The 22,084-nt window shown below is 64.7% G+C and carries 20 protein-coding genes and 1 pseudogene; 8 read left to right on the top strand and 13 right to left on the bottom strand.

Features of this window, described 5'->3' with window-relative positions; genetic code table 11:
* Positions 1-25: 25 nt before the first annotated feature.
* From DL519_RS11710 to DL519_RS11690, 5 genes and pseudogenes are all read right to left on the bottom strand, one after another.
* A complete protein-coding gene (locus tag DL519_RS11710) occupies positions 26-451 on the bottom strand; it encodes a DUF6262 family protein (RefSeq protein ID WP_190824613.1) in 426 nt (141 codons plus the stop codon).
* Positions 451-1,683 (bottom strand): tyrosine-type recombinase/integrase, encoded by a 1,233-nt coding sequence (locus tag DL519_RS11705; protein WP_190814625.1) that lies wholly within the window; start codon positions 1,681-1,683, stop codon positions 451-453. The genes DL519_RS11710 and DL519_RS11705 overlap by 1 nt, the downstream gene beginning before the upstream one ends.
* Positions 1,676-2,359 carry a hypothetical protein gene (locus DL519_RS11700; RefSeq protein WP_190814623.1) on the bottom strand — a complete coding sequence of 228 codons (684 nt, stop codon included), beginning with the start codon at positions 2,357-2,359 and terminating at the stop codon, positions 1,676-1,678. Before DL519_RS11700 ends, DL519_RS11705 begins: the two co-directional genes overlap by 8 nt.
* A 139-nt stretch (positions 2,360-2,498) precedes the next feature.
* Complete coding sequence (locus DL519_RS11695; RefSeq protein ID WP_223840255.1) at positions 2,499-2,822, bottom strand: tyrosine-type recombinase/integrase; 324 nt, start codon at positions 2,820-2,822, stop codon at positions 2,499-2,501.
* A gap of 196 nt (positions 2,823-3,018) precedes the next feature.
* Positions 3,019-3,123: pseudogene (locus DL519_RS11690) on the bottom strand (terminase gpP N-terminus-related DNA-binding protein); the annotation flags it as partial.
* A gap of 237 nt (positions 3,124-3,360) precedes the next feature.
* On the opposite strand from DL519_RS11690, the gene DL519_RS11685 reads away from it, so the two are divergent.
* Entirely contained in the window at positions 3,361-4,914 is a 1,554-nt protein-coding gene (locus tag DL519_RS11685; RefSeq protein ID WP_449619139.1) for an ISL3 family transposase, read from the top strand.
* A 697-nt stretch (positions 4,915-5,611) separates the two neighbouring features.
* On the opposite strand, the gene DL519_RS11680 is transcribed toward DL519_RS11685, so the two are convergent.
* Genes DL519_RS11680 through DL519_RS11665 form a run of 4 tightly spaced genes read right to left on the bottom strand, consistent with a single transcriptional unit; the run spans position 5,612 to position 9,622 of the window.
* Entirely contained in the window at positions 5,612-6,400 is a 789-nt protein-coding gene (locus tag DL519_RS11680; protein WP_190814620.1) for an SDR family NAD(P)-dependent oxidoreductase, read from the bottom strand.
* Positions 6,390-7,595 (bottom strand): acyl-CoA dehydrogenase family protein, encoded by a 1,206-nt coding sequence (locus DL519_RS11675; RefSeq protein WP_190814618.1) that lies wholly within the window; start codon positions 7,593-7,595, stop codon positions 6,390-6,392. The genes DL519_RS11680 and DL519_RS11675 overlap by 11 nt, the downstream gene beginning before the upstream one ends.
* 15 nt (positions 7,596-7,610) lie before the next feature.
* A complete protein-coding gene (locus DL519_RS11670) occupies positions 7,611-8,642 on the bottom strand; it encodes a phosphotransferase family protein (protein ID WP_190814616.1) in 1,032 nt (343 codons plus the stop codon).
* Entirely contained in the window at positions 8,642-9,622 is a 981-nt protein-coding gene (locus DL519_RS11665; protein WP_317891359.1) for an NADPH:quinone oxidoreductase family protein, read from the bottom strand. Before DL519_RS11665 ends, DL519_RS11670 begins: the two co-directional genes overlap by 1 nt.
* A 344-nt stretch (positions 9,623-9,966) precedes the next feature.
* Between DL519_RS11665 and DL519_RS11660 the strand changes: the two genes are divergently transcribed.
* The 6 genes from DL519_RS11660 (at position 9,967) to DL519_RS11635 (ending at position 16,452) form a co-directional block, all read left to right on the top strand.
* Positions 9,967-11,067 carry a substrate-binding domain-containing protein gene (locus tag DL519_RS11660; RefSeq protein ID WP_190814614.1) on the top strand — a complete coding sequence of 367 codons (1,101 nt, stop codon included), beginning with the start codon at positions 9,967-9,969 and terminating at the stop codon, positions 11,065-11,067.
* A complete protein-coding gene (locus DL519_RS11655; RefSeq protein ID WP_190814612.1) occupies positions 11,068-12,624 on the top strand; it encodes a sugar ABC transporter ATP-binding protein in 1,557 nt (518 codons plus the stop codon).
* Positions 12,621-13,619: an ABC transporter permease gene (locus tag DL519_RS11650; RefSeq protein WP_190814610.1), complete on the top strand. Its 999-nt coding sequence runs from the start codon at positions 12,621-12,623 to the stop codon at positions 13,617-13,619. The genes DL519_RS11655 and DL519_RS11650 overlap by 4 nt, the downstream gene beginning before the upstream one ends.
* Before the next feature lie 109 nt (positions 13,620-13,728).
* Entirely contained in the window at positions 13,729-14,922 is a 1,194-nt protein-coding gene (locus tag DL519_RS11645; RefSeq protein ID WP_190814608.1) for an acyl-CoA dehydrogenase family protein, read from the top strand.
* A 53-nt stretch (positions 14,923-14,975) separates the two neighbouring features.
* The gene (locus DL519_RS11640) at positions 14,976-15,965 is read left to right on the top strand and encodes an alpha/beta hydrolase (protein ID WP_190814606.1); all 990 of its coding nucleotides are present in this window, start codon (positions 14,976-14,978) and stop codon (positions 15,963-15,965) included.
* Positions 15,883-16,452, top strand: a complete 570-nt coding sequence (locus DL519_RS11635) for a flavin reductase family protein (protein ID WP_317891358.1) — start codon at positions 15,883-15,885, stop codon at positions 16,450-16,452. Before DL519_RS11640 ends, DL519_RS11635 begins: the two co-directional genes overlap by 83 nt.
* 67 nt (positions 16,453-16,519) lie before the next feature.
* On the opposite strand, the gene DL519_RS11630 is transcribed toward DL519_RS11635, so the two are convergent.
* The 4 genes from DL519_RS11630 to DL519_RS11615 are packed head-to-tail and all read right to left on the bottom strand — an operon-like array spanning position 16,520 to position 21,333.
* Positions 16,520-17,776: an aspartate aminotransferase family protein gene (locus DL519_RS11630; RefSeq protein WP_190814604.1), complete on the bottom strand. Its 1,257-nt coding sequence runs from the start codon at positions 17,774-17,776 to the stop codon at positions 16,520-16,522.
* A 38-nt stretch (positions 17,777-17,814) separates the two neighbouring features.
* The gene (locus DL519_RS11625; RefSeq protein WP_190814602.1) at positions 17,815-18,231 is read right to left on the bottom strand and encodes a nuclear transport factor 2 family protein; all 417 of its coding nucleotides are present in this window, start codon (positions 18,229-18,231) and stop codon (positions 17,815-17,817) included.
* Positions 18,232-18,272: 41 nt separating this feature from the next.
* Positions 18,273-19,682 (bottom strand): amidase, encoded by a 1,410-nt coding sequence (locus DL519_RS11620; protein ID WP_190814600.1) that lies wholly within the window; start codon positions 19,680-19,682, stop codon positions 18,273-18,275.
* A gap of 13 nt (positions 19,683-19,695) precedes the next feature.
* A complete protein-coding gene (locus DL519_RS11615; RefSeq protein ID WP_190814598.1) occupies positions 19,696-21,333 on the bottom strand; it encodes an AMP-binding protein in 1,638 nt (545 codons plus the stop codon).
* A gap of 113 nt (positions 21,334-21,446) precedes the next feature.
* Here DL519_RS11615 and DL519_RS11610 point away from each other — a divergent pair, with 113 nt between their 5' ends.
* Positions 21,447-22,061, top strand: a complete 615-nt coding sequence (locus tag DL519_RS11610) for a QsdR family transcriptional regulator (protein WP_223838813.1) — start codon at positions 21,447-21,449, stop codon at positions 22,059-22,061.
* Positions 22,062-22,084: the final 23 nt, after the last annotated feature.

Below are 22,084 nucleotides of genomic sequence, written 5' to 3'. Positions count from 1 at the left end.
TGCGGTCGCGCCTGTAAGGGGTTTGTCAGGATGTTTCGGAGCGGTCGGATGGTTGGCGGTTGGCGCGGCGGCGGCGTAGTTCGAGGTTCTCGCCGTGGGCGGTTTCGAGTGCGTGCTTGAGGGCGTTGACTTCCTCGCGGTGGCGGCGCCGTAGGTCGGCGAGTTGGGCGGTGAGAGTGCGGATGACGCTGCTGGGCTGGTCGGAGTCAACGCGCTGTTTCGGGGTGGGTGGTGTGTTTTGTTGCTGGGCGCGGAGTTGTTCAACTTGTTGGCGTATTTCTGTTGTGCGGTAAAGAAAATCGAGCGAGACGCAAGCGATGTGGGCGAGTCTGCGGAAGGTGATGGGCTGTTCGTTGCGGATCATGTCGTGCAAGCCTTGGTCGGCACGTGCCTTGGCTGCGGCACTTTTGCGGGCGGCGGCTTGGCGGAGGTTGTCGGGGTTGCCACGCATCAGTGGTTGTCCTTGTTGTTGGTCAGGGAGTCGATGCGGGCTGCGACCCCGGCGCCGCGGAGGACTTGGACGGTGCCATCGGCCAGCCGGGTCTGTTCGAGCTGGACGATGATGCGGCCGAGAGCGTCGGTTTCTTGACGGCGCCCGGCAAGCCAGATGTTGTCCTCGCTCATCTCCTGCCCGGTTCGGGCGTGAAACGCCGTGCGGCGCTGTTCGATCAGTTGCTCGGTGCGGTCCTTCTGGGCGCGTAGTTCGGGCAGGAACGTCGCGTCGGTTGCGAACTTGTCGCAGGTCAAGCAAGCGTTGCCCCTGGTGCAGTGTTGGCGGGGTGGCAGCAGGCACCAGCCGTTGGGCAGGATCCGATCGGTGCGCTTGTCGAGTTCGAGCATGTCGTAGAGATCTCGTGGGTCGATTTCGAGGTCGCGGGCATCCGCGGTGATCTTGCGGTAGCGCAGAAACTCCCGCTCGTGCGTGCTCGCCAGGGTCTGCGCATATGCCATGGTCATTTCTGGTGTCAGGTGCCCGAGGTAGCGCTGCACTACGTGCAAGGGAACACCGGCGTTGAGCAGACAGGTGGCTTTGGTGTGCCGGAAGCGGTGCGTGCGCTGGAAGTCGACCAGTGCTCCGGTGCTGTCGCGGATATCGAGGCGGCGGGCGAGTTCACCGAGCCGCTCACGCAGCCACCGATCCGAGTAGGGCCGATTGACATGGCGGTTTTTCCGGGCGGCCACAAACAAATACTTCGGCGTGCGGACTGCTTGATCGCCCAGGAAGCGATGCAGCCATTGTTGTTGTGCCTGGATGATCGCGACGATCTCGCGGTCGACCAGGATGGTGTCGGGAGCGCCGTCGATTTTGGTCTGCTGGTAGCGCAGCCGAGCAACGAAACCGTCGGACTCGTCGGTGGTGCTGGGCTGATTTAACGGCAGCAGGGGATCGTGATCGAGCATGCAGATCTCGCTGACTCGTCGTCCGGTGCGGGCGAGCAGCATCAGGATGCGCATCGCCTGGTCGTCACCGAACCCGCCTTCCGCGGCCGGCGTGCCCAGCAGCCCAGCCCCTGCCATGATCTGGGCGAATGCGTCGTCCTCAATGACGTCACGTTCATGGTCGCGGTGCCGTGCTCTGGGAGGTTTTTCCCCTCGCCGGAACAGCACTGCGTGGTGCGGGCCCAGGCGCAGCCAGCCGGATTCGCCCAGGGTTGCGGCGGCTGTGTCGCGGTGCTCATACATGAATCACGCGCGATTGCGACAGCGGCTTGCCGTGGGTGCGGCCCGGATGCCGCACCCGCAGGCTACGGACGTAGCCGAGGAAGTCCAGCAACAGCGCGCGAACATCGGCGGGCTCATCGGCCAACCACGGGCCAGGGATCTTGCGGCCAGCGAGAAATGCATCGAATGCCGCCGCGGCGTCGATGCGCAACCGCAGTGTTCCCCACGCCAGCGTGCCGGTCTCCAGACCAACCTTGCAGTACCACTGAACGCCGCAGCGCAACCAGCCGGTCCCGACCTGGTGGAAGCGACAGGCCAATCGCCCGCGAGGTTCGTGCATCCGCTGTGGGATGCGGGCGTCGGTGGTCGGATCCCAGACCTTCCGCAGCCACCACGGCCTCGGGTCATAGGCCGCCGACAGCAACCGGTAGCAGCGCTGCAGTTGCTGGCGAAGGTCCCTGGTGGTGCCCGTGGCCGGCAACGACCCGGTGCGACGCGGGCTGGCCCGTGCCATCTGCTGCTCCCAGTCCCGCAGCGACAACCCGGTCAACGACACGGGCGCCTCCCGGCCGAGGTCAGTGATCACATCAGACAGCCGGCGCGCCAGCATTCGCATGTGACCAATGTCGACTTTGCCACCTTGGTCGATGATGCGGAAGACACACAAGGCCAACTCGATGCGGATCGTCTCCGGCAACGCCGAGAGGTCCAGCGCCGTGCGGCGACCTGGTTTCTCGGCCAGCCCCCTTGCGGTATTGGGCAGAAACGGTATCCGGGCTGAAGCAGGAAAGGCGCATCTCAACCGGAGTCGCCTCCCACACAACGCGCGCAGCACCTCAGGCCGGTAACCGCGCGCCAGCCCGCGTGGTGAAGGCGCTCCAGTCGGCGACCGTGCGCATCTCGGCGTCCTCGGTGACGTGCGCATACGTGTTGAGCGTGGTCTGCACGTCGGCGTGTCCCAGCCGGCGACTGACCACATGCACCGGCACCCCCGACATCAGCAACGCGGTGGCGTGGCTGTGTCGATACCAGTGCGGACTCCAGCCCGCCGGCACCTCGCCAGCCAACTGACGCCGCAGCCGGTCCACCAAGTCGTAGACGGACTCCGGTCGCCACGGGGCGAACCGGGGCTCGCGGTCGAAGCATCCACAATCGACGATTACGCAGCGAACCCCGCCACTCCTGCGCCGCAGCGTCCCAGCTCGCGCACGCCTCGAAGATCCGCTCCATCTGCCCCGGAGTCAACGTCGGCGGACACGCTCGGCGCGGCTGACGAACACGGATCACCGACTGGCGGCGACCCTTGCGTCGAGCGCGGGCACGCACCCCCGCCTCGCGGACACCGGACAGATAGGCGCGGATGGTCTTGCGGTCCCGCCCCAGGTGACGGGCGATCGCCGAGATCGTCCAACCCCGGGCATACAGGGCGTGCGCGTCGATGTCTTCCTCCCGTGTGAGCATGAGACGTGGGGCTCCTTCGAGCTGGTGTGTGGTCAGAGACCGCCAGACTCGAAGGAGCCCCGCCCGTCTCGGCGGAGCCACGCCGGGTGGGGAATTTCAATGAGCAGGTCTGGGGAGAGATTCGGCTCTGGCGCGAGTTTCGTGACCCTGGTGACGGGTCGTGATCGCGGTTGTTGATCATATTGGGCGTGCTCTGTTGATCTGGAAGCGTTGCTGCCTCATCTGGGCGGGCTGTGTGTGGAGCGAGTGGAGTACGGATCCGACGGCGTGACGATCTGCGCTCGGTCGCGTGTGGCCGAGGCGACCTGCCGGGCATGTGGGGTGCGGTCTGGGCGGGTGCACAGCCGTTACGTGCGCCGGTTGTCTGATGGCGTGCTCGGTAGGCAACCAGTGGTCATCGCGTTGACGGTCCGGCGGTTCGTGTGCCTGGATTCTCAGTGCGCGACGAAGACGTTCGTGGAACAGGTCGACGGCCTGTCCGAGCCGAATCGACGTCGGACGACTCCGCTGCTGGCGATGTTGGGGCAGGTGGGCTTGGCGTTGGCGGGCCGAGCTGGGGCGCGTCTGGCCGCGATCTTGGGTATCAAAGTGGATCGGACGACGCTGCTGCGTTTGGTGCGGGCACTGCCGGAGCCGGAGACCACGACCGCCCCGGCCGTGCTCGGCGTGGACGACTTCGCCCTGCGCAAGCGGCACGTGTACGGCACGATCCTGGTCGACATCGACACCGGCAAGGTGATCGACCTGCTGGACGGTCGCGAGGCCGAACCACTGGAGCAGTGGCTGCGCGAGCATCCTGGAGCCGGGGTGATCTGCCGTGACCGCGCCGGCGCCTACGCCGAAGGCGCGAAGGCCGGGGCCCCGGACGCCGTCCAGGTGGCCGACCGTTGGCATCTGTGGCGCAACCTGGGCGACTACGTCGAGAAGGCCGTCGGGCGCCACCGCGCCTGCGTCAAGCTCGACCAACTCGACGGCGAAACTGTCGGCGTGTCGGCGCCGCAGGCGGCCCAGGACGAGCCGGACGCCGCGATACCCGAACCGGTCGAGTCGCGACTGGTGATCCGTACCCGGGAACACTATGCCGCGATCCACGGGCGGCTGGACCGCGGCGAGACGATCTCCGCCATCAGCAGGCAGCTGTCACTGGACCGCAAGACCGTGCGGCGCTTCGCTCGTGCCAGCACGGTTGACGAACTTCTCGGCAAGGCGATCGCCCGGGCGAGCTTGCTCGACCCGTTCAAGCCCTACCTGCACCAGCGTTGGACGGAGGGCGCCACCGACGCCGCGCAGCTGACCAAGGAGATCACCGCCCAGGGATACACCGGCAGCGACAAGACCGTGCGCCGCTACCTGCAGCCCTTCCGCGGCATGCTCACGCCTCCGCCATCGCCGCCTGCCGTGCCGAAAGTCCGTCAGATCACCGGTTGGCTGCTGCGCCGCCCAGAGGATCTCGATACCGACGAGACCAACCAGCTCGCTGACATCCGATCCCGTTGCCCCCACCTGGATCGCCTCGCCGACCACGTCACCGACTTCGCGAAGATGATGACCAACCGTGAAGGCGAGAAACTAGAATCTTGGCTGTCCACAGTGGAACACGATGATCAGCCCGACTTGCACTCCTTCGCCATCGGGCTCCGCCGCGACCAAGACGCCGTCACCGCAGGACTCACGCTGCCCTACAGTTCGGGGAAGGTCGAGGGCAACGTGAACAGACTGAAGGCGCTCAAGAGGCAGATGTACGGCCGAGCCAAGCTCGACCTCCTCCGCAAACGCGTCATCCTGGCCTGACGGCCCCCGGCTCACCCTGAGTCACCGAACCACGAAACTCGCGCCAGAGCCGATTCACCTAAGCGCCGTCACCCAGTCTTCCACTGACACCACCCTTTTCCGCCCTTCCTGGCTCCAAACCAGGATCAGCGGCCAAAGGGGTCAAAATTCGGATGCCACGCCGGGGTCAGTTTTCACCCGCCGCCGACAGGACTGACGAGATTCCTCGCGGGAGCATTTGCCAGGATCATCACTCTGCGTTGATGGCGCCGTGTAGGGAAGCGTTGTTATGCAGTGCTGCTGTCCACCGACACTCATGGCAGACCTGGTCCACGTGCTCCACCGTCAGGTCCCAGAAGATTGGCCACGTCAGTGCAGGTAGCCCGCACGCGGTGCTCGCCCCGCCTGCCTCGCGGACGTGGGCCACTCCAAGAGGCACTTCGCGCGGAATCTGATGCTCTCGGTCGACCGCCGATGACTGGCGGTGACGTGCCAGCGCCTGACCGTTGCTGGGATCGATCGCTTACTCCACCAGTCATGGCCGAAGAACCGCGGTCGAGTCGCCGATCGCGGCGAGACTTGCCTGCGCGGGCGGGTGGCCAAACCGGAGAAGGTCCCAGGCCGACCGAAGGTGAATCAGTGGGACCTCCGAGGGTTCGTCCGCAGGGTCTCGTGGCTCGTCGTGATTCAAAGGGTCACTCCGACAAGTGGGATTCGACTAGACGATCGCGCTCAGCCCGCCGTCGACAACCAGGCTTGCGCCGGTCATGTACGAGGACGCGGGACTGGCGAGAAACAAGAGCGCGCTGTCCAACTCCTCCTGCTCTCCGAAACGCTGCAGAATGCTGCCGTCGGAAACCAGTGCGTGAAGTGCATCGGTACCCTCGCCGCCCGTGATCTCGGACTCGAAGTAGCCCGGGCACAGCGCGTTTACCCGGATCCCCCGGCGTAACGACCACTGCTGAGCCAGATCACGAGTCAGGCCCAGCACCCCAGCCTTGCTTGCGGAATATCCCGCCTGCGGGAATCGAGAACCCATGCTCCCCAGCACGCTCGCGATGTTCACGATCGAGGAGCCGGGCGGCATGTGTGGAGCGCAGGCACGGGACATCCAGTAGACGCCGCTCAGGTTGATTTCGATCGTGGACCTGAAGACAGCGGGATCCTCACGAAGCGCTCCGCCGGCGGGGCCGACACCGGCGTTATTGATCAGGACGTCAACGCGTCCGAACTCGTCCACCGCAGCACGAACGACGTTCTCGCACTGGTCGAGGGACGCCACGTCAGTTCGATGCGTCATCACCGTCGAACCCTGATCGCGGATCTCTCGCGCCACAGATTCCAGTTGCTCATCTCGTCTTGCGGCAAGGACAAGCGTGCCGCCGACGGCCGCGACGGCGCGCGCGAAGCCTGCCCCCAGCCCAGAGCTGGCACCCGTGATCAGAACGACCTTGTCGTCCAGCCGGAACCGCTCCGTCGGGCTCGTGCGCTGCTCCTCAGGCGACATGGCGAGATACCCGCTTCAGCTCTGCCCGAGCGACGGTACGACGATGCACGGCGTCCGGTCCGTCTACGATCCGGAGCACTCGCGCCCACGCGTAGAAGTACGCGAGCGGGGTGTCGTTCGACGCTCCCATCCCGCCGAACACCTCGATGGCTCGGTCGATCACCCGCGTAGCCATCGCGGGTGCCGAGACCTTGATCGCGGAGATCTCGCTGCGCGCCCCCTTGGCGCCATGACGATCGATGAGCCAGGCGGCGTGGTAAACGTGGAGCCTTGCCTGGTCGATGTCGATCCGGGACTGTGCAATCAGGTCCTGCACGTTGGCGAATTCCGCGAGTTGCTGACCGAAAGCGACCCTGGACTGCGCCCTTTCGAGCATGAGCGCGAGGGCACGTTCGGCCATGCCGATTGCGCGCATCGCATGGTGGATGCGGCCGGGCCCCAGCCTTGCCTGGGAGATGACAAACCCGTCGCCCTCGGTTGCCAGGAGGTTCTCGACAGGCACACGAACGTCGCTGAACGAGATCTCACAATGGCCGTGCTGATCGTTGAACCCGAAGATCGGGAGGTTCCGTTCGACAGTCACGCCGGGTGTGTCGCGAGGCACCAGGATCATCGACTGTTGGCGGTGTGATGGCGCATTCTGATCGGTCTTTCCCATGACGATGAAGATCGTGCAGCGTTCATCGGCGGCTCCGGAGATCCACCACTTTCGACCGTTGATGACGTACTCGTCACCGTCGCGAACGATCTGGGTGGTGATGTTGGTCGCGTCGGAGGACGCGACCTCTGGCTCAGTCATGGCGAACGCCGATCGGATCTCTCCTGCCAGCAGCGGCTCGAGCCATTGCTCTCGCTGTTCCTGGGTCGCGAACAGCTCAAGGGTTTCCATGTTCCCGGTGTCCGGGGCCTGGCAGTTGATCGCCTCCGGTGCGATGACCGGCGACCATCCGGAGATCTCGGCAATGGCCGCGTAGTCGACATTGCTCAAGCCGGAGTGCGAGGGGAGGAAGAGGTTCCAAAGACCGCGGCTTCGGGCCTCCTTCTTGAGATCCTCCATGATCGGCGGGTGAGCATGGTCGCCGTGGGCGCGGAGGTATCGGTCCCACTCGGCCTCCGCGGGGAGAACATGTTCGCGCATGAAGCCCCACATGTTCTCGCAGGTCTCTTCCGCTGATGCCGACAGTGAAAAGTCCATCGTTACTCCTGATCGTCAGTTCCGTGGAAGGAGTTCGAGCCCGCGCTGGCCGAGGCCGAGGACCTCGTCTCTGAGATCGCCGAAGTCCTGGCCGCCCATCGCGCCTGCCTTCGATCGGGCGAACACCCCCTGCGTGATCACGGCAAATTTGAAGTGCGCGAAGGCCAGGTACCAGTTCAGGTCGGGTGCGTCGACGCCTGCTTTACTCAGGTAGCGCTCGACCATGTAGTCCCGGTTCGGGAAGCCGGGTAGGTGGCTCACGCCGGGAACGAGGGAGGATGCGGGTTCTCCGTCGCCGCGCCAGAACAGAAGCAGGAGCGCCAGGTCGGTGGCCGGATCGCCGAGGGTGGAGAGTTCCCAGTCGAGCACGGCGCGCACACTGCCTGGGTCGCAGAGATCGAGGACCACGTTGTCGAGCCTGTAGTCGCCGTGAATGAGTGCGACGCGCTGCTGGTCGGGCACGGTCGACGCGAGTCGTGACGCGAGTTCATCGAGTTCCTGGACAGCGCCGAACCTGGATGCCTGCCACTGGCTCGTCCAGCGGCGAACCTGTCGGTTCAGGAATCCGTCCGGGTTGCCGAAGTCCTCGAGCCCGATCTCGCGGTAGTCGACCGCGTGCAGGGCAGCCAAGCTGTCCACGAACGTGTTGCACAGGGCTTTTCGTTCCGCTTCGGTCTCGGCGTAACCGGCCGGAAGCTGGTCGCGCACGACATGGCCGTCTACCTTCTCCATGACGTAGAACGGGAAACCGAGCATCGCGCCCTTGTCGACCAGCAGGATCCGAGCAGTCGGGACGTCGGTTGCGTCGAGCGCGGCCTGGACCCGGGCCTCCCGTGCCATGTCATGAGCACTGGGAAGGAGCTGCCCGGTTGGCGGACGCCGGAGGATGAGCTCGCCTGCCGTCGACCGGAGGCGGAAGGTCAGGTTTGACTTTCCTCCGTTGATCAGCTCGGTGCTCATGTCCATCCAGGCAGCATCGCGGCATACCTCGGTGAGGGCGGAGGACAGCACATCGAGGGGGAGCAGAGCAAGCTCCGTGGTGGACATCAGCCCTCCCGTGTGGCCGTGAGCACGATCTTGCCGCGTGCCGTCCGCTCCTCGATCGAGACCAGTGCGTCAGCGGCCTGCTCCAAGGGGTAGCTGCCCCCGACGATCGGGCAAACGTGTCCGTTCCGCGCGAGTTCGGAGAGTGCGGCCGCAGAGTCAGCCGCAATCGACACGTCCTCCGCGATGAACCCGCCCCAGTAGACGCCGATCAGTTCGATGTTGTTCAGAAGCAGCCGGTTGACGGCGATCTCCGGGATGCCGCCTGCTGCGAAGCCGATGACGAGATGCCTCCCCTCGCGGCGGAGGAGCCGGACGGAGTCGAGGAAGAAGTCCCCGCCGACGGGATCCACAGTGACGTCGACGCCTTCTGGGTACCAGGTACGAACGGCTCGGGCCCAGTCGTCGTCAGCGGCGACTACCCGGTCCGCGCCCGCCGCTTCCGCCACGTCCATGTTTGCCGCGCGGTCGACCACGGCAGTGACGACAGCACCCAACCCCTTCGCTACCTGGATTGCGGCTGTTCCGACGCCCCCACCCGCGCCGTGCACCAGGACGTGCTCGCCGGCCTTGAGGCGCCCACGCCGAACCAGCCCGAAGTGAACTGTCTGATAGTTCATCGCGTACGCAGCGCCTTGCTCGAAGGACAGCTCGTCCGGCAGCGGGAACACGAGTGCTGGGTCGGCGGCCACAGTCTCCGCGAAGCCACCCTGAGGGACATGGGCCGCACAGCGGTCGCCAACACGAACGAGCGCGCCCACGGGAGCGCTGCGTACCACTCCGGCCACCTCGACCCCCGGCACGAACGGAAGCGCTGGCCGGACCTGGTAGAGCCCGCGGGTCATGAGGACATCGACGAAGCTGACACCCATCGCCTCGACGTCGATCAGGACTGAGTTGCCGTCACCGGTCGGGGGATCGACGTTGACAACCTGGATGGCGCGCGGTCCCTCCAGCGTCGTGATCTGAACGGCTTTCATCATGGGCTCCTACTCCCGGACCGGTCGGGTCCAAATCGATGCTGGGCCCGCGCTCCGTGCCGACGGCTGAGGCGGCGGGCATCCACTCACTGGGTGTCTCGAGAGGAAGACGCCGTGAACCATAGCGCACATCTGTCCCGATGCGGCACACTCCCACATCAATGTCCCAACCCCGAGACGGCGGCAGCAGGAACTGGCAGAAGCCGGGGCCTTCGAACCTTCCGGCTGACGTCCAGCACGCCACTGCCGCAGACATCACTCGGGACTAGTCAGAGGAGAGTCAGATGAGAGTCGGGATGCAACCGGTCACGCGCGGTGGTCGCCGCCGCGCGACCACCGTTGTCGCCGTGATCGCCGTGATCGCTGCAGGCCTCGTGCTGGCGGCGTGCGGAAGCGACGACACGTCGCAGTCGCGACCGCAGAACTCGGCCGAGGCCAGCAAGGCAGCTCGGGCGGCGGAAGCATTCGTCGAGCCATTCCTGGCGACGCCGACCGACATCACCGTCACCGATCCGCTGCCGAGCCAGCCTGAGGGCGGCAAGGCCTTCGTCTGGGTTTCGTGTGACACATCCCTGTGCCGCGATATCGCCAAGGGCGCGGAGGAAGCAGCTGAAGCGGTCGGCTGGAGCTACAAGAACCTGACGTTCAAGCTTGCGGACCCGGCGTCGCTCGTCGCGGCTCTCAACCAGGCACTTGACTTCTCGCCTGCTGCAGTCGGATTCACGGCACTGCCGGAGGCGGTTTGGTCGACCGTCGTCCCTGTGTACGAGAAGGCAGGTGTCCAGCTCGTGCCCGCGGTCGTGGGTCCGGTCGAGCTGAGCGAGACCGTGCCCGCGAACATCTTCGGGGACGAGAGTCAGAACACCCAGGCCAAGCTCCTGGCCAATTACACCATCGCGGACTCGGACGGGACTGCCTCCGGCCTGCTTGTCCGCGTCCCTGATCTGATCACGCTCAAGGCCTTCGACGGTGGTGTCCAGGAGGCGTACGAAGCGTGCAAGACCTGCGATCTGAGCACTGTCGACGTCGGGCTGGCGCAGGTGGCTGCCGGTCAGGTCAACGGTGTCATCACCTCGGAGCTACAGCGAAACCCGAAGATCAAGTATGTGATTCTTCCATCGTCCGACTTTGCGCAGGGTCTTCCCAGCGCACTGTCGACTGCGGGACTGAACGACATTCGAATCCTCGCTGTCGGCTCGACCGAGCAGGACCTGCAGGACGTGATCGACGGCCGGGCGACGGGCTTCGTTCCGTTCTCGGCGAAGTACGCCGGGTGGCTGGCTGTTGACTCGGCTCTGCGAACCGCCGCGGGTGTGCAGCTCCCGGAAGGGTACGGACGGATCCCGATGCAGCTCTTCGTCAAGAAGAACACTACCGAGCCGTTCAGCAGCTATGAGGAACCGTCGGACTTCCGCGATCAGTTTATGGCGCTCTGGAAGCTCAAGTAGATGACTCCATCAACTGCGGACTCCGCCGAGGCGCCCGTTCTGCAGGTGAGCAACCTGTCCAAGACTTTCGCTGGACAGACTGCCCTGGCCGGCCTCGATCTCACGATCGGGGCCGGCCGGGTCCACGCTCTCCTGGGAGGGAACGGCTCGGGAAAATCCACCTTCATCAAGATCCTTTCCGGCTACCACAAACCCGATCCGGGCGGGGATGTCCAGGTCGCCGGGCACTCCCTCGCTTTCGGTTCACCGGACTCGTCACGTGCTGCGGGTTGCCGCTTCGTGCACCAGGACCTCGGGCTCGTCGACACCTCATCCGTGCTCGACAACCTCATGTTCGGACGAGGGTTTCCGCGCACGCTGGGCACTGTGAGGTCTCGTCGAGCGAGACTCCTTGCGATCGAGATGCTGGATCGAGCCGGGCTGCAACTCCATCCCGACACCCTTGTCGGAGCTCTCACGCCCGCTCAGAAGACGGAAGTGGCCGTGGCGCGGGCGCTGAGCCCCGTCGCCGGCGAGGAAGTTCGTCTCCTCCTCCTCGACGAACCGACTGCGAACCTGCCCCACGACGAGGTCGACCAGCTTCTCGCCACGATCCGCCGGGTGAGCAGCCGCCAAATCGGCGTGATCTTCGTGACGCACCGTCTGGAGGAGGTTCTCCAGGTCGCGCACGAGGTGACCGTCCTGCGTGACGGCATCCGGGTCGCATCGCGCGAGGTCGACGGTCTGACCAGGTCGCAGCTCGTTCACCTTCTGGTAGGGGATGAGCTCGACGAGACCCAAGCCGCGGCGGAGGGGCTCAACGACCCAAGCCTCGCTCCGGTGGCTCTCGCGGCAAGGTCGGTGTCAACCGACTCCGTTGCACCGTTTGATCTGGACGTCCGCCAGGGCGAGATCGTCGGGATCGCCGGCATCACCGGTTCCGGTCGGGAGGAGGTGCTGGGGTCGCTGTTCGGCGCGCTCGATCGCAGCGGAGGCGAGGTGATCATCAATGACGTCGTTCTGCGAAAGGGTTCTCCGCGAGCGGCGATCCGTTCGGGTGCGGCATTTATGCCTGCAGAGCGGCGTACCCGAGGTGGCGTTCTGCAACTGTCGGCACACGAGAACCTGAGCTTGGCCACCATCAGCAAGCATTGGCGCTTTCCGGTGATGCGACGTGCGCAGGAACGAGCCCAGACGGCGTACTGGTTCGACCGCCTGGGCGTCCGTCCACTACACGGTGGGACTCTTCCGCTGTCGGCATTGAGTGGCGGAAACCAGCAGAAGCTTCTCCTCGCCAGGTGGCTGAACCGCAGCCCCTCCGTACTCATGGTCGATGAACCCACTCAAGGCGTCGACATCCAGGCCCGCGCTCGGATTCACGAGGAGCTGGTCGACGCCGCTATGAGCGGTGCCGCGGTCGTAGTCAGCTCGACGGACGTCGACGAGCTCGTGGCCCTATGCCACCGGATCCTGATCTTCCGTACTGGAGCGCTCGCCGCGGTGCTCGAGGGCGACGGCGTGAACACCAGCAACGTCACCCGCCAAACACTGATCTCGAATCACGAAGGAACATCATGAGAATTCCTAACGCAGGCATGGACCGGCTGAGCGGCCTCTACCTCGGCGCACTCTTCATTCTCGTGTTCGGGATCTGGACTCCTGACCTCTTCCTGACGACTGGGACGCTTCACTCGGTTGCCTCCAACCAGGCGATCGGCGCGATGCTGGCGCTCGCGGTGATCATCCCCATGGCCGCTGGCTGCTACGACCTGTCCGTGGGTGCGGTAGCGGGGATCTCGACGGTCATCGTGGTCACCCTCCAGAGCAACCATGGTTGGTCCATGTGGCCGGCCATCCTCCTGACCATTACTATCGCGGCAGGCGCCGGAGTTGTGAACGGCTTCGTCGTGGTCAAGCTCCGGGTTGACGCTTTCATCGCCACCTTGGGCACAGCGACGATCATCGCTGCATTCCAAACGATCGTGTCCAACGGGGCCCAACCTCCGCTACCTCAGTCGCCCGCGTGGCGCGACCTTACACAGCAGACGTTCTTCGGATTCCAGATCGTCGTGATTCACCTGCTCCTGCTAACTCTTCTCGTCTGGTGGGCTCTCGAGCACACGCCGGCTGGTCGCTACATCTATGCGATCGGCGGCAACGACGAGGCAGCGCATCTGTCTGGGGTCGCCGTCGGCAAGTGGCGATGGCTTTCCATGATCGCGTCTGCCTCGATCGCTGGCCTGGCTGGCGTGCTGTACGGGTCGCTGACGGGCCCGTCGCTGACCTACGGCCCAGGCCTACTCCTGCCTGCTTTCGCAGCCGCGTTCCTCGGGACCACTCAGATCCGTCCTGGCCGTGCAAACGCGTGGGGCACGCTGCTCGCTGTCTACGTACTGGCGATCGGTGTCAAGGGAATGCAACTCGTCACCGGCGTTCAGTGGCTGAATGACATGTTCAACGGTAGCGCCCTGATCCTCGCTGTGGCCTTCGCTGTATGGCGGCAGCGGAGACCCGCTGCGCGTGCTGGGAGGAGAAGGTCGGCCTCCGCTGGTGGGCTTCTCGCGAAGAAGTGATCTAAATCGCATGAGCCGTAGTCAAGATGTGTCCCGATGTGGCACACTCGAGCCAGATGTCCCAAGGCTCTCGCGAATGAGGCCTCCGTGTCTGAAAGGACCAAAACCAGTGTCCATTTCTGAGGAAACGACCATCAACGACACCAAGGACGAACTGATCCGGCGCGCAATCGACGTGGCCCCGATCGTGATCGCCGATGCCGACGAGAGCGAACGGCTGGGGCGCGTGACACCTCGTGTCATCGAAGCGCTGCGGGAGCGCGAGCTGTTCTGGATCACCGTTCCGAAGGAGATGGGCGGGTTCGGGCTGGAATGGGATACGGCAGTCCGCGTGATCGAAGAGGTCTCGGCTGCGGACGGGTCGACCGGCTGGATGCTGATGGCGAACATGGGTGCCACCGGACTCTGCTCCTGGATGTTCCAGGTCAGTGAGAAGCTCGTCGCCGAGCACGGGTCGATGCCCTTGGGCTGTGGTACCTACGCACCGCTCGGCAAGGCAGTGGTCGTCGACGGAGGCATCCGGCTCAGCAGTGGTCCGATTCCCTTCAACAGCGGATTCGACGCAGCCAGCCAGGTCCTCGTGATGGCCGTGGTCCACGACGAGGATGGGAACGTCGTGACCACCGAGAGCGGCGACCCGGAGATGCGCTGCTGCATGGTGGACAAGGACGGCGTCGAGAAGCTCGGCAACTGGGACGTCCTCGGGATGGCCGCAACGGGCAGCTACGACATCCGGGTTCCCGAGCAGTTCGTCGCTGACGACCGGGTTCGTCGGTTCGAGGAGATTTCGGCGCCCGAGGGCGCTCCGTACGAAGGAACCGAGCTCGACTTCCTCAGCACCGCGGTGTCGGGCCATGCCCCCGTCGTGATCGGCGCGATGCGTCGAGCTCTGTCCGAGATCGCGACCGCCTCCATCGGGCGTCGGCGTCTCGGTTACCCGGAGACGGTCGACCAGCACCCGCTCTTCGGCCTCGAGTTCACCCGTCACGAGGCGATGTACCACGCGGCGCGCGACCTGTACTACAAGAGCCTCGACGATGCATTGATCGCAGTGAAGGAGCGTGGCGGCCTGACGGTGACTGAGCGGGCTCGGATCAGGCAGTCAGTGACCTACCTTCACGGCGTGGCCGGTGAGGTCGTGAGCTTCTGCGCGCTCTGGGGAGGAACCAAGACGTTCCGTAACCCGAGCGTCATCGGCCGCTGCCTGCGTGACGTCACGGTTGCTCGCAACCACGCCTTCGTGGACCCAGTGACTCTGGCGAACGCGGCTGAGCCCTTCATCCAGGAATGGTCCGGGCAGTAGGGACCCACCTGCCCGCAATCCCATCACGCCTAGAAACTACGAGGAGACCCACCATGGCCAGTCCCGAATCAGCCGTCCTGACAGAGATGTTCAAGAACGTCGGCGCGCGTCTGAGTGCAGATCCGCCCATCGGCCTGGACTCGGTTCGAGAGATCTTCGACTGCATGCTTCGTTTCGCGACCGAAGCAGAAGGTGTCAGCTACCGGTCGGATCGAACGGGGCCGGTGCCCGGGATGTGGGCGTTCCCGCCCGACGCTGTCTCAGACGCCGTCATCCTCTACCTCCACGGTGGTGGGTACATCTCGGGGAGCACCTCGGGACATCGTCGACTTTTCGCGCACCTGGCGAAGGAGTCCGGTGTGCGTGCGTTCGCGATCGACTACCGCCTCGCGCCGGAGCACCTGTTCCCGGCGCAACTCGATGACGCCCGCGCGGCCTACGACCACCTTCTTGCTCAGGGCTACGCACCGCAGCGGATAGCAGTCGTCGGCGACTCGGCGGGTGGTTCGCTTGCCACCGCCCTCGGGCTTCACCTCGCCGATGGCGGCCAGCCTTCGCCGGCCGCCATCGTCGCGATGTCGCCCTACTACGACGTCCTCGGCGAGGGCGAAACCTTTGTCACCAACGTCGACAACGACGTCGTGGCCCCGCCTGCAGCTGCGATGGAGCCGAGTGCAGCGGTGTACCTGGGTGATCCCGCGCGGGCACGCACCGACCACTACGTCAACCCACTGATCAGCGACCCGTCGGGGTTGCCGCCGATGCTCCTGACCTGCGGCGGATATGAGTGCCTGCTCAGTGGGGTCGAGACCTTTGCTGAGCTGGCGCGAAGCAAGGGAGTCAAGGTTGAGCTGGATGTGGCCCCCGAGATGCAGCACGTGTTCCAGTTCCTCGTCGGTCATGCGCCGGAAGCGACCGAGTCGGTCGCCCGGATCAGCGAGTTCATCCGGACCAGCCTGAATGACTCCGGGCGGGCTGCAGCGGCGGCGCCTTCGAGTGGGGGCGGCGGTGACGATGACCTCGGAGGCTCGTCCAGATGCTAGTTCGCTTGGCGCTGCCACCCCTGAGGCTCTTCGCGATGCGTTCGCCAGCTTCCCGTCTGGGGTGGTGGCTGTCTGTGCCTCGGTGGACGGACGAGCCGTCGGAATGGCGGCGAGTTCGTTCTGCGTCGGGGTGTCGATGAGCCCGCCGCTGGTCCTTGTGTCGGTTCAGCACACATCGAAGTCTTGGCCGCTCCTGCGCCGGGCGTCGCGCGTCGGGGTCTCGGTTCTCGGTGTGGAGCAGGCAGAGGTGTGCATGCGCCTCGCCGACAGCTCGGCTGAGAAGTTCGTGGGGGTTGATATCCACACGACCAGCTCCGACTCGGTCTTCATCGACGAGGCTCCGGTGTGGCTTGATTGTGCGGTTGTGGACGAGATTCCCGTTGGCGATCACGACATTGTTCTTCTGCGTGTGGAGTCGCTTCGAGCGGCGGCGGACAGTGAACCACTTCTGTATCACAGGCGGACCTTCCGACATCTGAGCGATTGATCTGCTCGATGCCGAAGGGGTCTCCAGGGTGCAGGCCTGGACACCCCCTTCGGTTTTGGATGTGGCGCTACTCGGCGCTGGCGGCTGCCTCGACGGCCATGGCTGTCTTGGCGAAGTCCTCAGCGGAGTGCTCGACGCAGACGAAGGCTTTCCCGGAGGGGGTCATCATGATTCCTTGGTCGAGCAGAGCGCCGATGAACCGGTTCCACTCCGAGTCGCGTCCATCAGTGGACTCGTATCCGCTCGCTGGCACGATCTGCAAGAGGGAACCCACGCGGTTAACAGTCGCCGGACTCGCGGAACCTGCCAGAGCCGGCGTCAGTGCTTCCTCCAGGCCGCCCCCTGCCGCCTCGAGACGCTGATAGATCGACGCATCGGTGAGGACGTCCATCGTTGCCTTGACCGCAGCCATGGCGATCGGGTTGCTGTTGAACGTCCCGGCGTGGACCACGCCGCCAGCGACTTGGTCGATCAGATCGGCGCGACCGGCGACGGCGCTCTGGGTGAAGCCACCAGCGATAGCCTTGCCGAATACAGAGAGGTCCGGGCGCACGCCGCAGTACTCTGCAGCACCGCCACGAGCGAGCCGAAAGCCGGTGATGACCTCGTCGAAGATCAGGACGACTCCATGGGCGTCGCAGAGCCGGCGAAGCGCCGCGAGAAACTCGGGTGTTGCTTCGACTAGGCCGGCATTGCTCATGATCGGATCCAGCACCACCGCCGCGATGTCGTTCTCCCGGGCGTTGGCGAGGATCTCCGTAAGTCGGGTGACGTCGTTGAACTCGGCGGTGACGAGGTCGAGAAGAGCAGATCTGCTCTGACCTTGAGATGCCGCTACAGGTGCCTCGCCCGCGTGAGAATCGCGGAGACTCGCAAACACACTGTCGTGCCAGCCGTGGTAGCAACGGATGAACTTCAGGATCTTCTGCCGGCCGGTGGCTGCTCGTGCCAGCCGAAGAGCAACCTGGATCGCTTCGGTTCCGGTGTTGCTCCAGAGCAAACGTTCGGCGTGAGGGACCGCGTCGAGCACTGCCTCTGCGGCGAGGATCTCACCCATGTGGCCGGTACCGACGAGCTGCATCGAACTCATCGTTTCGATGACTGCCGCCGATACATGTGGATTGCTGTGCCCGAGGATCAACGGTCCCCAGCCCATCACGTAGTCGACGTACACGTCACCGTCCAAGTCCCAGACATGGGCGCCCTGTGCACGCTGGACGTACAGCGGGTGCGGTCTCATCGCGGCACGCATACCGGATCCCGCGCCGCCGCCGATGCTCCCCTTGGCGCGTGCGAACGCAGCTCTTGACGATGCTAGGCTCACTTGCTCTCCCTTTGTCAGGTCGGCTGAAACGATCGTTCTCAACTTGCGGCATCCGCCTCGTCGCGAAACTCTGTGAAGGGGAACCCGCCGCGGCGGCTGGCGAACCGCCAACCTTCGGCCGTTCGGACCAGGCGGTCCCTGTAGATGTTGGCTCGCCAGATCACGGGGGAGACGGCGCGAGTGTCGAGCGTCATCACGTAAGCAGTCGCGCTCGCGGAGTCTCCGTCTTCATCCACGTCGACGAGAAGATTCGCGTTCCAGTGCTGAAAGCGTGCTTCCTGCTCGTCGATCGCCTTCTGCATAAATGCAGTGATCGCTTCTCGGCCGACGATCTTTCCGTGGAGGGGATGTTCCCAGGTTCCCTCGTTCAGGAAGCAGTCGGCGACGCCGGCGGCATCGCCGGTCATGTCTACGCAGTGGTTGTAGGTGTTGTACAGAAACTGGATCTCGACCATGTCAGTCGGTTCGGGTCGCATGGAGTAACATCACTTTCGGGTCAGGGGAAACGGGGTGGGTTGCGGAGATGCCATTCGAGGGTGTGCTCCAGAGAACTCGCGAGGCGAAGGAGCGATGCCTCATCGAACGGACCGCCGACCAGCTGGGCCCCGACCGGGAGGCCGTCCGAGTCCTCGGCCACCGGGAGTGAAATCGCCGGGAGTCCGGTGATGTTCACGAATGCGCAGAAGGCGAGCATCCGCGCCTCCAATTCGCTGCTGCCGTCGAGGAGTCGGTTGGCATCTGCGAGAACGGCACCAACCTCAGGAACGCGAGTCGCGAGGGTCGGCGTAAGGAGAACGTCGAAGTCGTGCACCCAATGGGCCACCATCCGACGAGATTCAAGATGCATCTCGAAAACATCGCGGACGTAGTCGCCCGACCGTTGCGATCTCCCGATCTCCATGCGTGCAGCAACATACGGTTCGGTCGGTTCTTCGGCCCAAGGCAGGGCGTGCAGTCCCGCGCCCAGAACGCTGAATAGATACAGCCGGATAGCCCGGGTGCTGATGATCCCGGGTGCTACGGGGACGATGTGGTGTCCGAGGGCTTCCAGAAGATGCGCTGTCTTCTCGGCCGCGGCGGTGCAGGCTGGATCCACCGGCACGCCGGTAGGTGCGTCGGTGAGAAGGCCGATGCGAAGTGGCCGTTGATGTTGGTCCAGCTCGTCGACGAAGGTCCGCTCCGCTGCCGGTGCGCGGTACCATCCGAGAGGATCGGGGGCTGACAAGACGTCCAGCACTCCTGCGGCGTCCCGGACGGTCCGTGTCAGAGCGCCTCCGACCGCCCCGTGTTCCCAGAGCAACACCTTGGAGGGCACCCGGGCTCGGCTTGCCTTGAGGCCCACCAAGCCGGTACAGCTCGCTGGCATCCTGATGCTTCCTGCGCCGTCGCCACCGCTTGCAATTGGTGCAAGTCCTGCAGCAACCGCCGCAGCGGCACCGCCGCTCGAGCCACCAGGTGTCCTGGCGAGATCCCACGGGTTGCGAGTCGGTCCATACCTGGAGTTCTCGGTTACTTGGGTCATCGCGGCTTCCGGCGTGTTTGTTCGACCCATCGGGATGAAGCCTGCGGCCCTGATCCGCTCCACCAGAAGGTCGTCCTCGAGCTGTTCGACATCGGAGAACGACGACGAGCCGAACGTATTTGGCTGGCCAGCCACATTGACGACGTCCTTGATCGGCATCGGGACGCCCGCGAACGGTGGTACCGGGCCACGGACCTCGCGGAGATCCCGCTCGATCTGCTGGGCTTGGCGCAGGACCTCGTCGTCATCTCTCCGGACGAAGGCGTTCAACTCGCGGTCGTACCTATCGATCCTGTCGAGGTAGAGTCTGGCCGCTTCGACAACCCCAACGGCACCGTCCCGGATCAACGCCGCCAACTCGGTAGCAGAGACGAACGGGTTCATGTCCGTCGTCACGTCAGTCCCGCAGTTCGCGGCGCAGAATTTTCCCCGTCGCGGTCTTGGGGAGCTCATCGAGAATTATGACCTCTCGCGGGTACTTGTAGGCGGCCAAGAGGTTTCGACAGTGGTCCACGAGTTCCTCAGCAGTGACACCCGGCTCTGTCAGCGACACGTAGGCTCGCACTGTCTCGCCCCTGTAGGGGTCGGGAACGCCGACGACGGCGGCTTCCCGGACGGACCCATGGGCGTAAAGTGTGTCCTCGACCTCTCGCGGCCAGACCTTGTAGCCGGACGCGTTGATCATGTCCTTCTTTCGGTCGACGATGAAGAACCAGCCTTGATCGTTCATGAAGGCGATATCGCCGGTGCGGAGTTCGCCTCCCGGAAGAGCCGCTTCGGATGCTTCTTCGTTCTGCCAGTAACCAGGGGTTACCTGGGGCCCGGTGATCGCTAGTTCGCCGACGCTGCCGGGCGGCAGAGCGTTGCCGTCCTCATCAAGGATCCTCGCCAGGGTCGAGGACACCGGCACGCCGATGGACAGTGCTCCGGAATCCCGATCGACCGGAGCCCGCTTGCCGAACGGCACGAAGTGGGTGACTGACGCCGTCTCGGTCAGCCCGTACGCGTTGTGGATGTAGACCCCGAATCGCTCCTCGAACTCGGCTGCTACCGCTGGCGGAACAGCGGCTCCGCCGGAGTAGACCCGGGAGAAGCACTCGAAGTCCGAGCGATCGACCCCTTCGGCCTTGCTCAACGCGATGAATGCCGTGATCGCTCCCACGGTGAAGGTTGGCTTGTGCTCACGGATTGCTTCGAGAATGACGTCGGGATGGAACCGATGAGTCAGAACCAGCCGCGACCTCGAAGCGAGGGACACGACGGTGTGCGCGACCAGGCCGGTGATGTGGAACAGCGGTGCAATGGCGAGCACCGATTCGCCGGGTTGTAGTCCAGACCAGACGCGCAGTGTCGCCGCGTTGTACATGAGGTTGTAGTGAGTGTTGATAGCGCCGCGCGGGCGGCCGGTTGTCCCGGACGTGTATGTGATGGTCGCTGGGTCCTGCGCATCGACCGACGTGACTGGTGCTCCGCGGCCGCTGAAGGTTCGGATGATGTCTCCAAGCCGTGGCACGTCAGCGCCAGGGTCGGGTTCGGGCGCGGCCAGAACTCGAACATCGTTGCGGCTCTGGTGGTCGCGTTCGCTGTACGACACCACGATCCGTACCTGAGACGAGTCGTTCAGGGCGTCGCGCACGACCTCGCTGTAGAGGTGGTCCAGAGTTAGGATCGCTACTGCTCCGGAGTCGCTCAGGATGTGGCTGAGCTCGCCGACGCGGTTCATCGGGTTCACCGGCACGGCCGCCCCTCCGGCCTTCCAGGCGCCGAGCATGCCGATGACGAAGGCCGGGTCGTTCTGCGCGTAGACCGCAAGACGGTCCTTCGGCTGGAATCCTTTATCGATCAGATAGTGAGCGAAGGAATCTGCTGCATCCGAAAGCTCCCGGAAAGTGAGTGTGCCGTCGAAGTAGGTCACCGCAACAGCCTGAGGGTCTTCTGCGACGGCCGCGTCGAGCATCGCGACGCCGTGATCGTGAGCCGGTGGGATTTGTGCAGGCACTCCGTCGTCGTACTGGAGGAGCCATGGCGTGTCCATGCGGTACTGCCACCAACTTTCGTGCGGTTCGGGGGCGAGCCTGAGCCGTCTGGTACAGATGGGCTGAGTGTGCCACATTGGAACATTGTGCGGCAACGCCTCATAATGAACTCGTGGTCACCCTGGAGCAGAATTCCGAAGGTCATGCGAAGCGGCTCGGTACGTCGCTCACCCGCGACGCGGTGCTCGCCGCCGCTACGCGTGAGTACCTGGCCGGCCGTCCGTTGGACATGTCCGCCTTGGCATCCGAGGTCGGCATCGGCCGTTCGACCCTCTATAGGCTTGTCGGCGCTCGCGAGGACCTACTCAGCGTCGTTCTGGGGGAGGCTGCAGACCGAACGTTCGCTTACGCGCGAAAGCACACGACCGCACCGGGCGGCGCTGAGCGAATCGTTGAAGTGATGGATCGATTCATGCGAGCCGTCGCCGCTGCGCGCCCCCTTCAGGAGCTTTCGCGCCGCGAGCCCTTGGTTATCGTCAGGATCCTGCTCGTCCCCGGGCCGGTTGAAGACATCTCCGGGCGAAACGTCGCGGACATGCTCGCCGAAGAATCGGAGGCCGGTCGGCTAGAGCTGTCGCTACCTCCCGACATCCTCGGCCTCGCCATCATCCGAATTTGCGACGCACATCTGTACGCGCCGCTTCTCGGGCGGACCGACCCAGAGATCGAGACCGGACTCGACCTCGTCGCCGCGCTGCTCGGACACACAAGGGTTCCGCGGCCTTAGGCAGATTGGGACGTTCGACTTAC

It is taken from the genome of Saccharopolyspora pogona, assembly GCF_014697215.1.
Classification (GTDB): domain Bacteria; phylum Actinomycetota; class Actinomycetes; order Mycobacteriales; family Pseudonocardiaceae; genus Saccharopolyspora; species Saccharopolyspora hattusasensis.
This window is presented reverse-complemented; position numbering and strand designations above follow the sequence as displayed.

What these genes read in the sequence shown, in the direction of transcription:
- DL519_RS11705 (WP_190814625.1), bottom strand. Translation starts at nt 1,683, where the DNA reads ATGTATGAGCACCGCGACACAGCCGCCGCAACCCTGGGCGAATCCGGC.
- DL519_RS11675 (WP_190814618.1), bottom strand. Translation starts at nt 7,595, where the DNA reads ATGGACTTTTCACTGTCGGCATCAGCGGAAGAGACCTGCGAGAACATG.
- DL519_RS11710 (WP_190824613.1), bottom strand. Translation starts at nt 451, where the DNA reads ATGCGTGGCAACCCCGACAACCTCCGCCAAGCCGCCGCCCGCAAAAGT.
- DL519_RS11620 (WP_190814600.1), bottom strand. Translation starts at nt 19,682, where the DNA reads ATGAACCCGTTCGTCTCTGCTACCGAGTTGGCGGCGTTGATCCGGGAC.
- DL519_RS11640 (WP_190814606.1), top strand. Translation starts at nt 14,976, where the DNA reads ATGGCCAGTCCCGAATCAGCCGTCCTGACAGAGATGTTCAAGAACGTC.
- DL519_RS11680 (WP_190814620.1), bottom strand. Translation starts at nt 6,400, where the DNA reads ATGTCGCCTGAGGAGCAGCGCACGAGCCCGACGGAGCGGTTCCGGCTG.
- DL519_RS11655 (WP_190814612.1), top strand. Translation starts at nt 11,068, where the DNA reads ATGACTCCATCAACTGCGGACTCCGCCGAGGCGCCCGTTCTGCAGGTG.
- DL519_RS11615 (WP_190814598.1), bottom strand. Translation starts at nt 21,333, where the DNA reads ATGGACACGCCATGGCTCCTCCAGTACGACGACGGAGTGCCTGCACAA.
- DL519_RS11665 (WP_317891359.1), bottom strand. Translation starts at nt 9,622, where the DNA reads ATGATGAAAGCCGTTCAGATCACGACGCTGGAGGGACCGCGCGCCATC.
- DL519_RS11625 (WP_190814602.1), bottom strand. Translation starts at nt 18,231, where the DNA reads ATGGTCGAGATCCAGTTTCTGTACAACACCTACAACCACTGCGTAGAC.
- DL519_RS11650 (WP_190814610.1), top strand. Translation starts at nt 12,621, where the DNA reads ATGAGAATTCCTAACGCAGGCATGGACCGGCTGAGCGGCCTCTACCTC.
- DL519_RS11670 (WP_190814616.1), bottom strand. Translation starts at nt 8,642, where the DNA reads ATGTCCACCACGGAGCTTGCTCTGCTCCCCCTCGATGTGCTGTCCTCC.
- DL519_RS11635 (WP_317891358.1), top strand. Translation starts at nt 15,883, where the DNA reads ATGACTCCGGGCGGGCTGCAGCGGCGGCGCCTTCGAGTGGGGGCGGCG.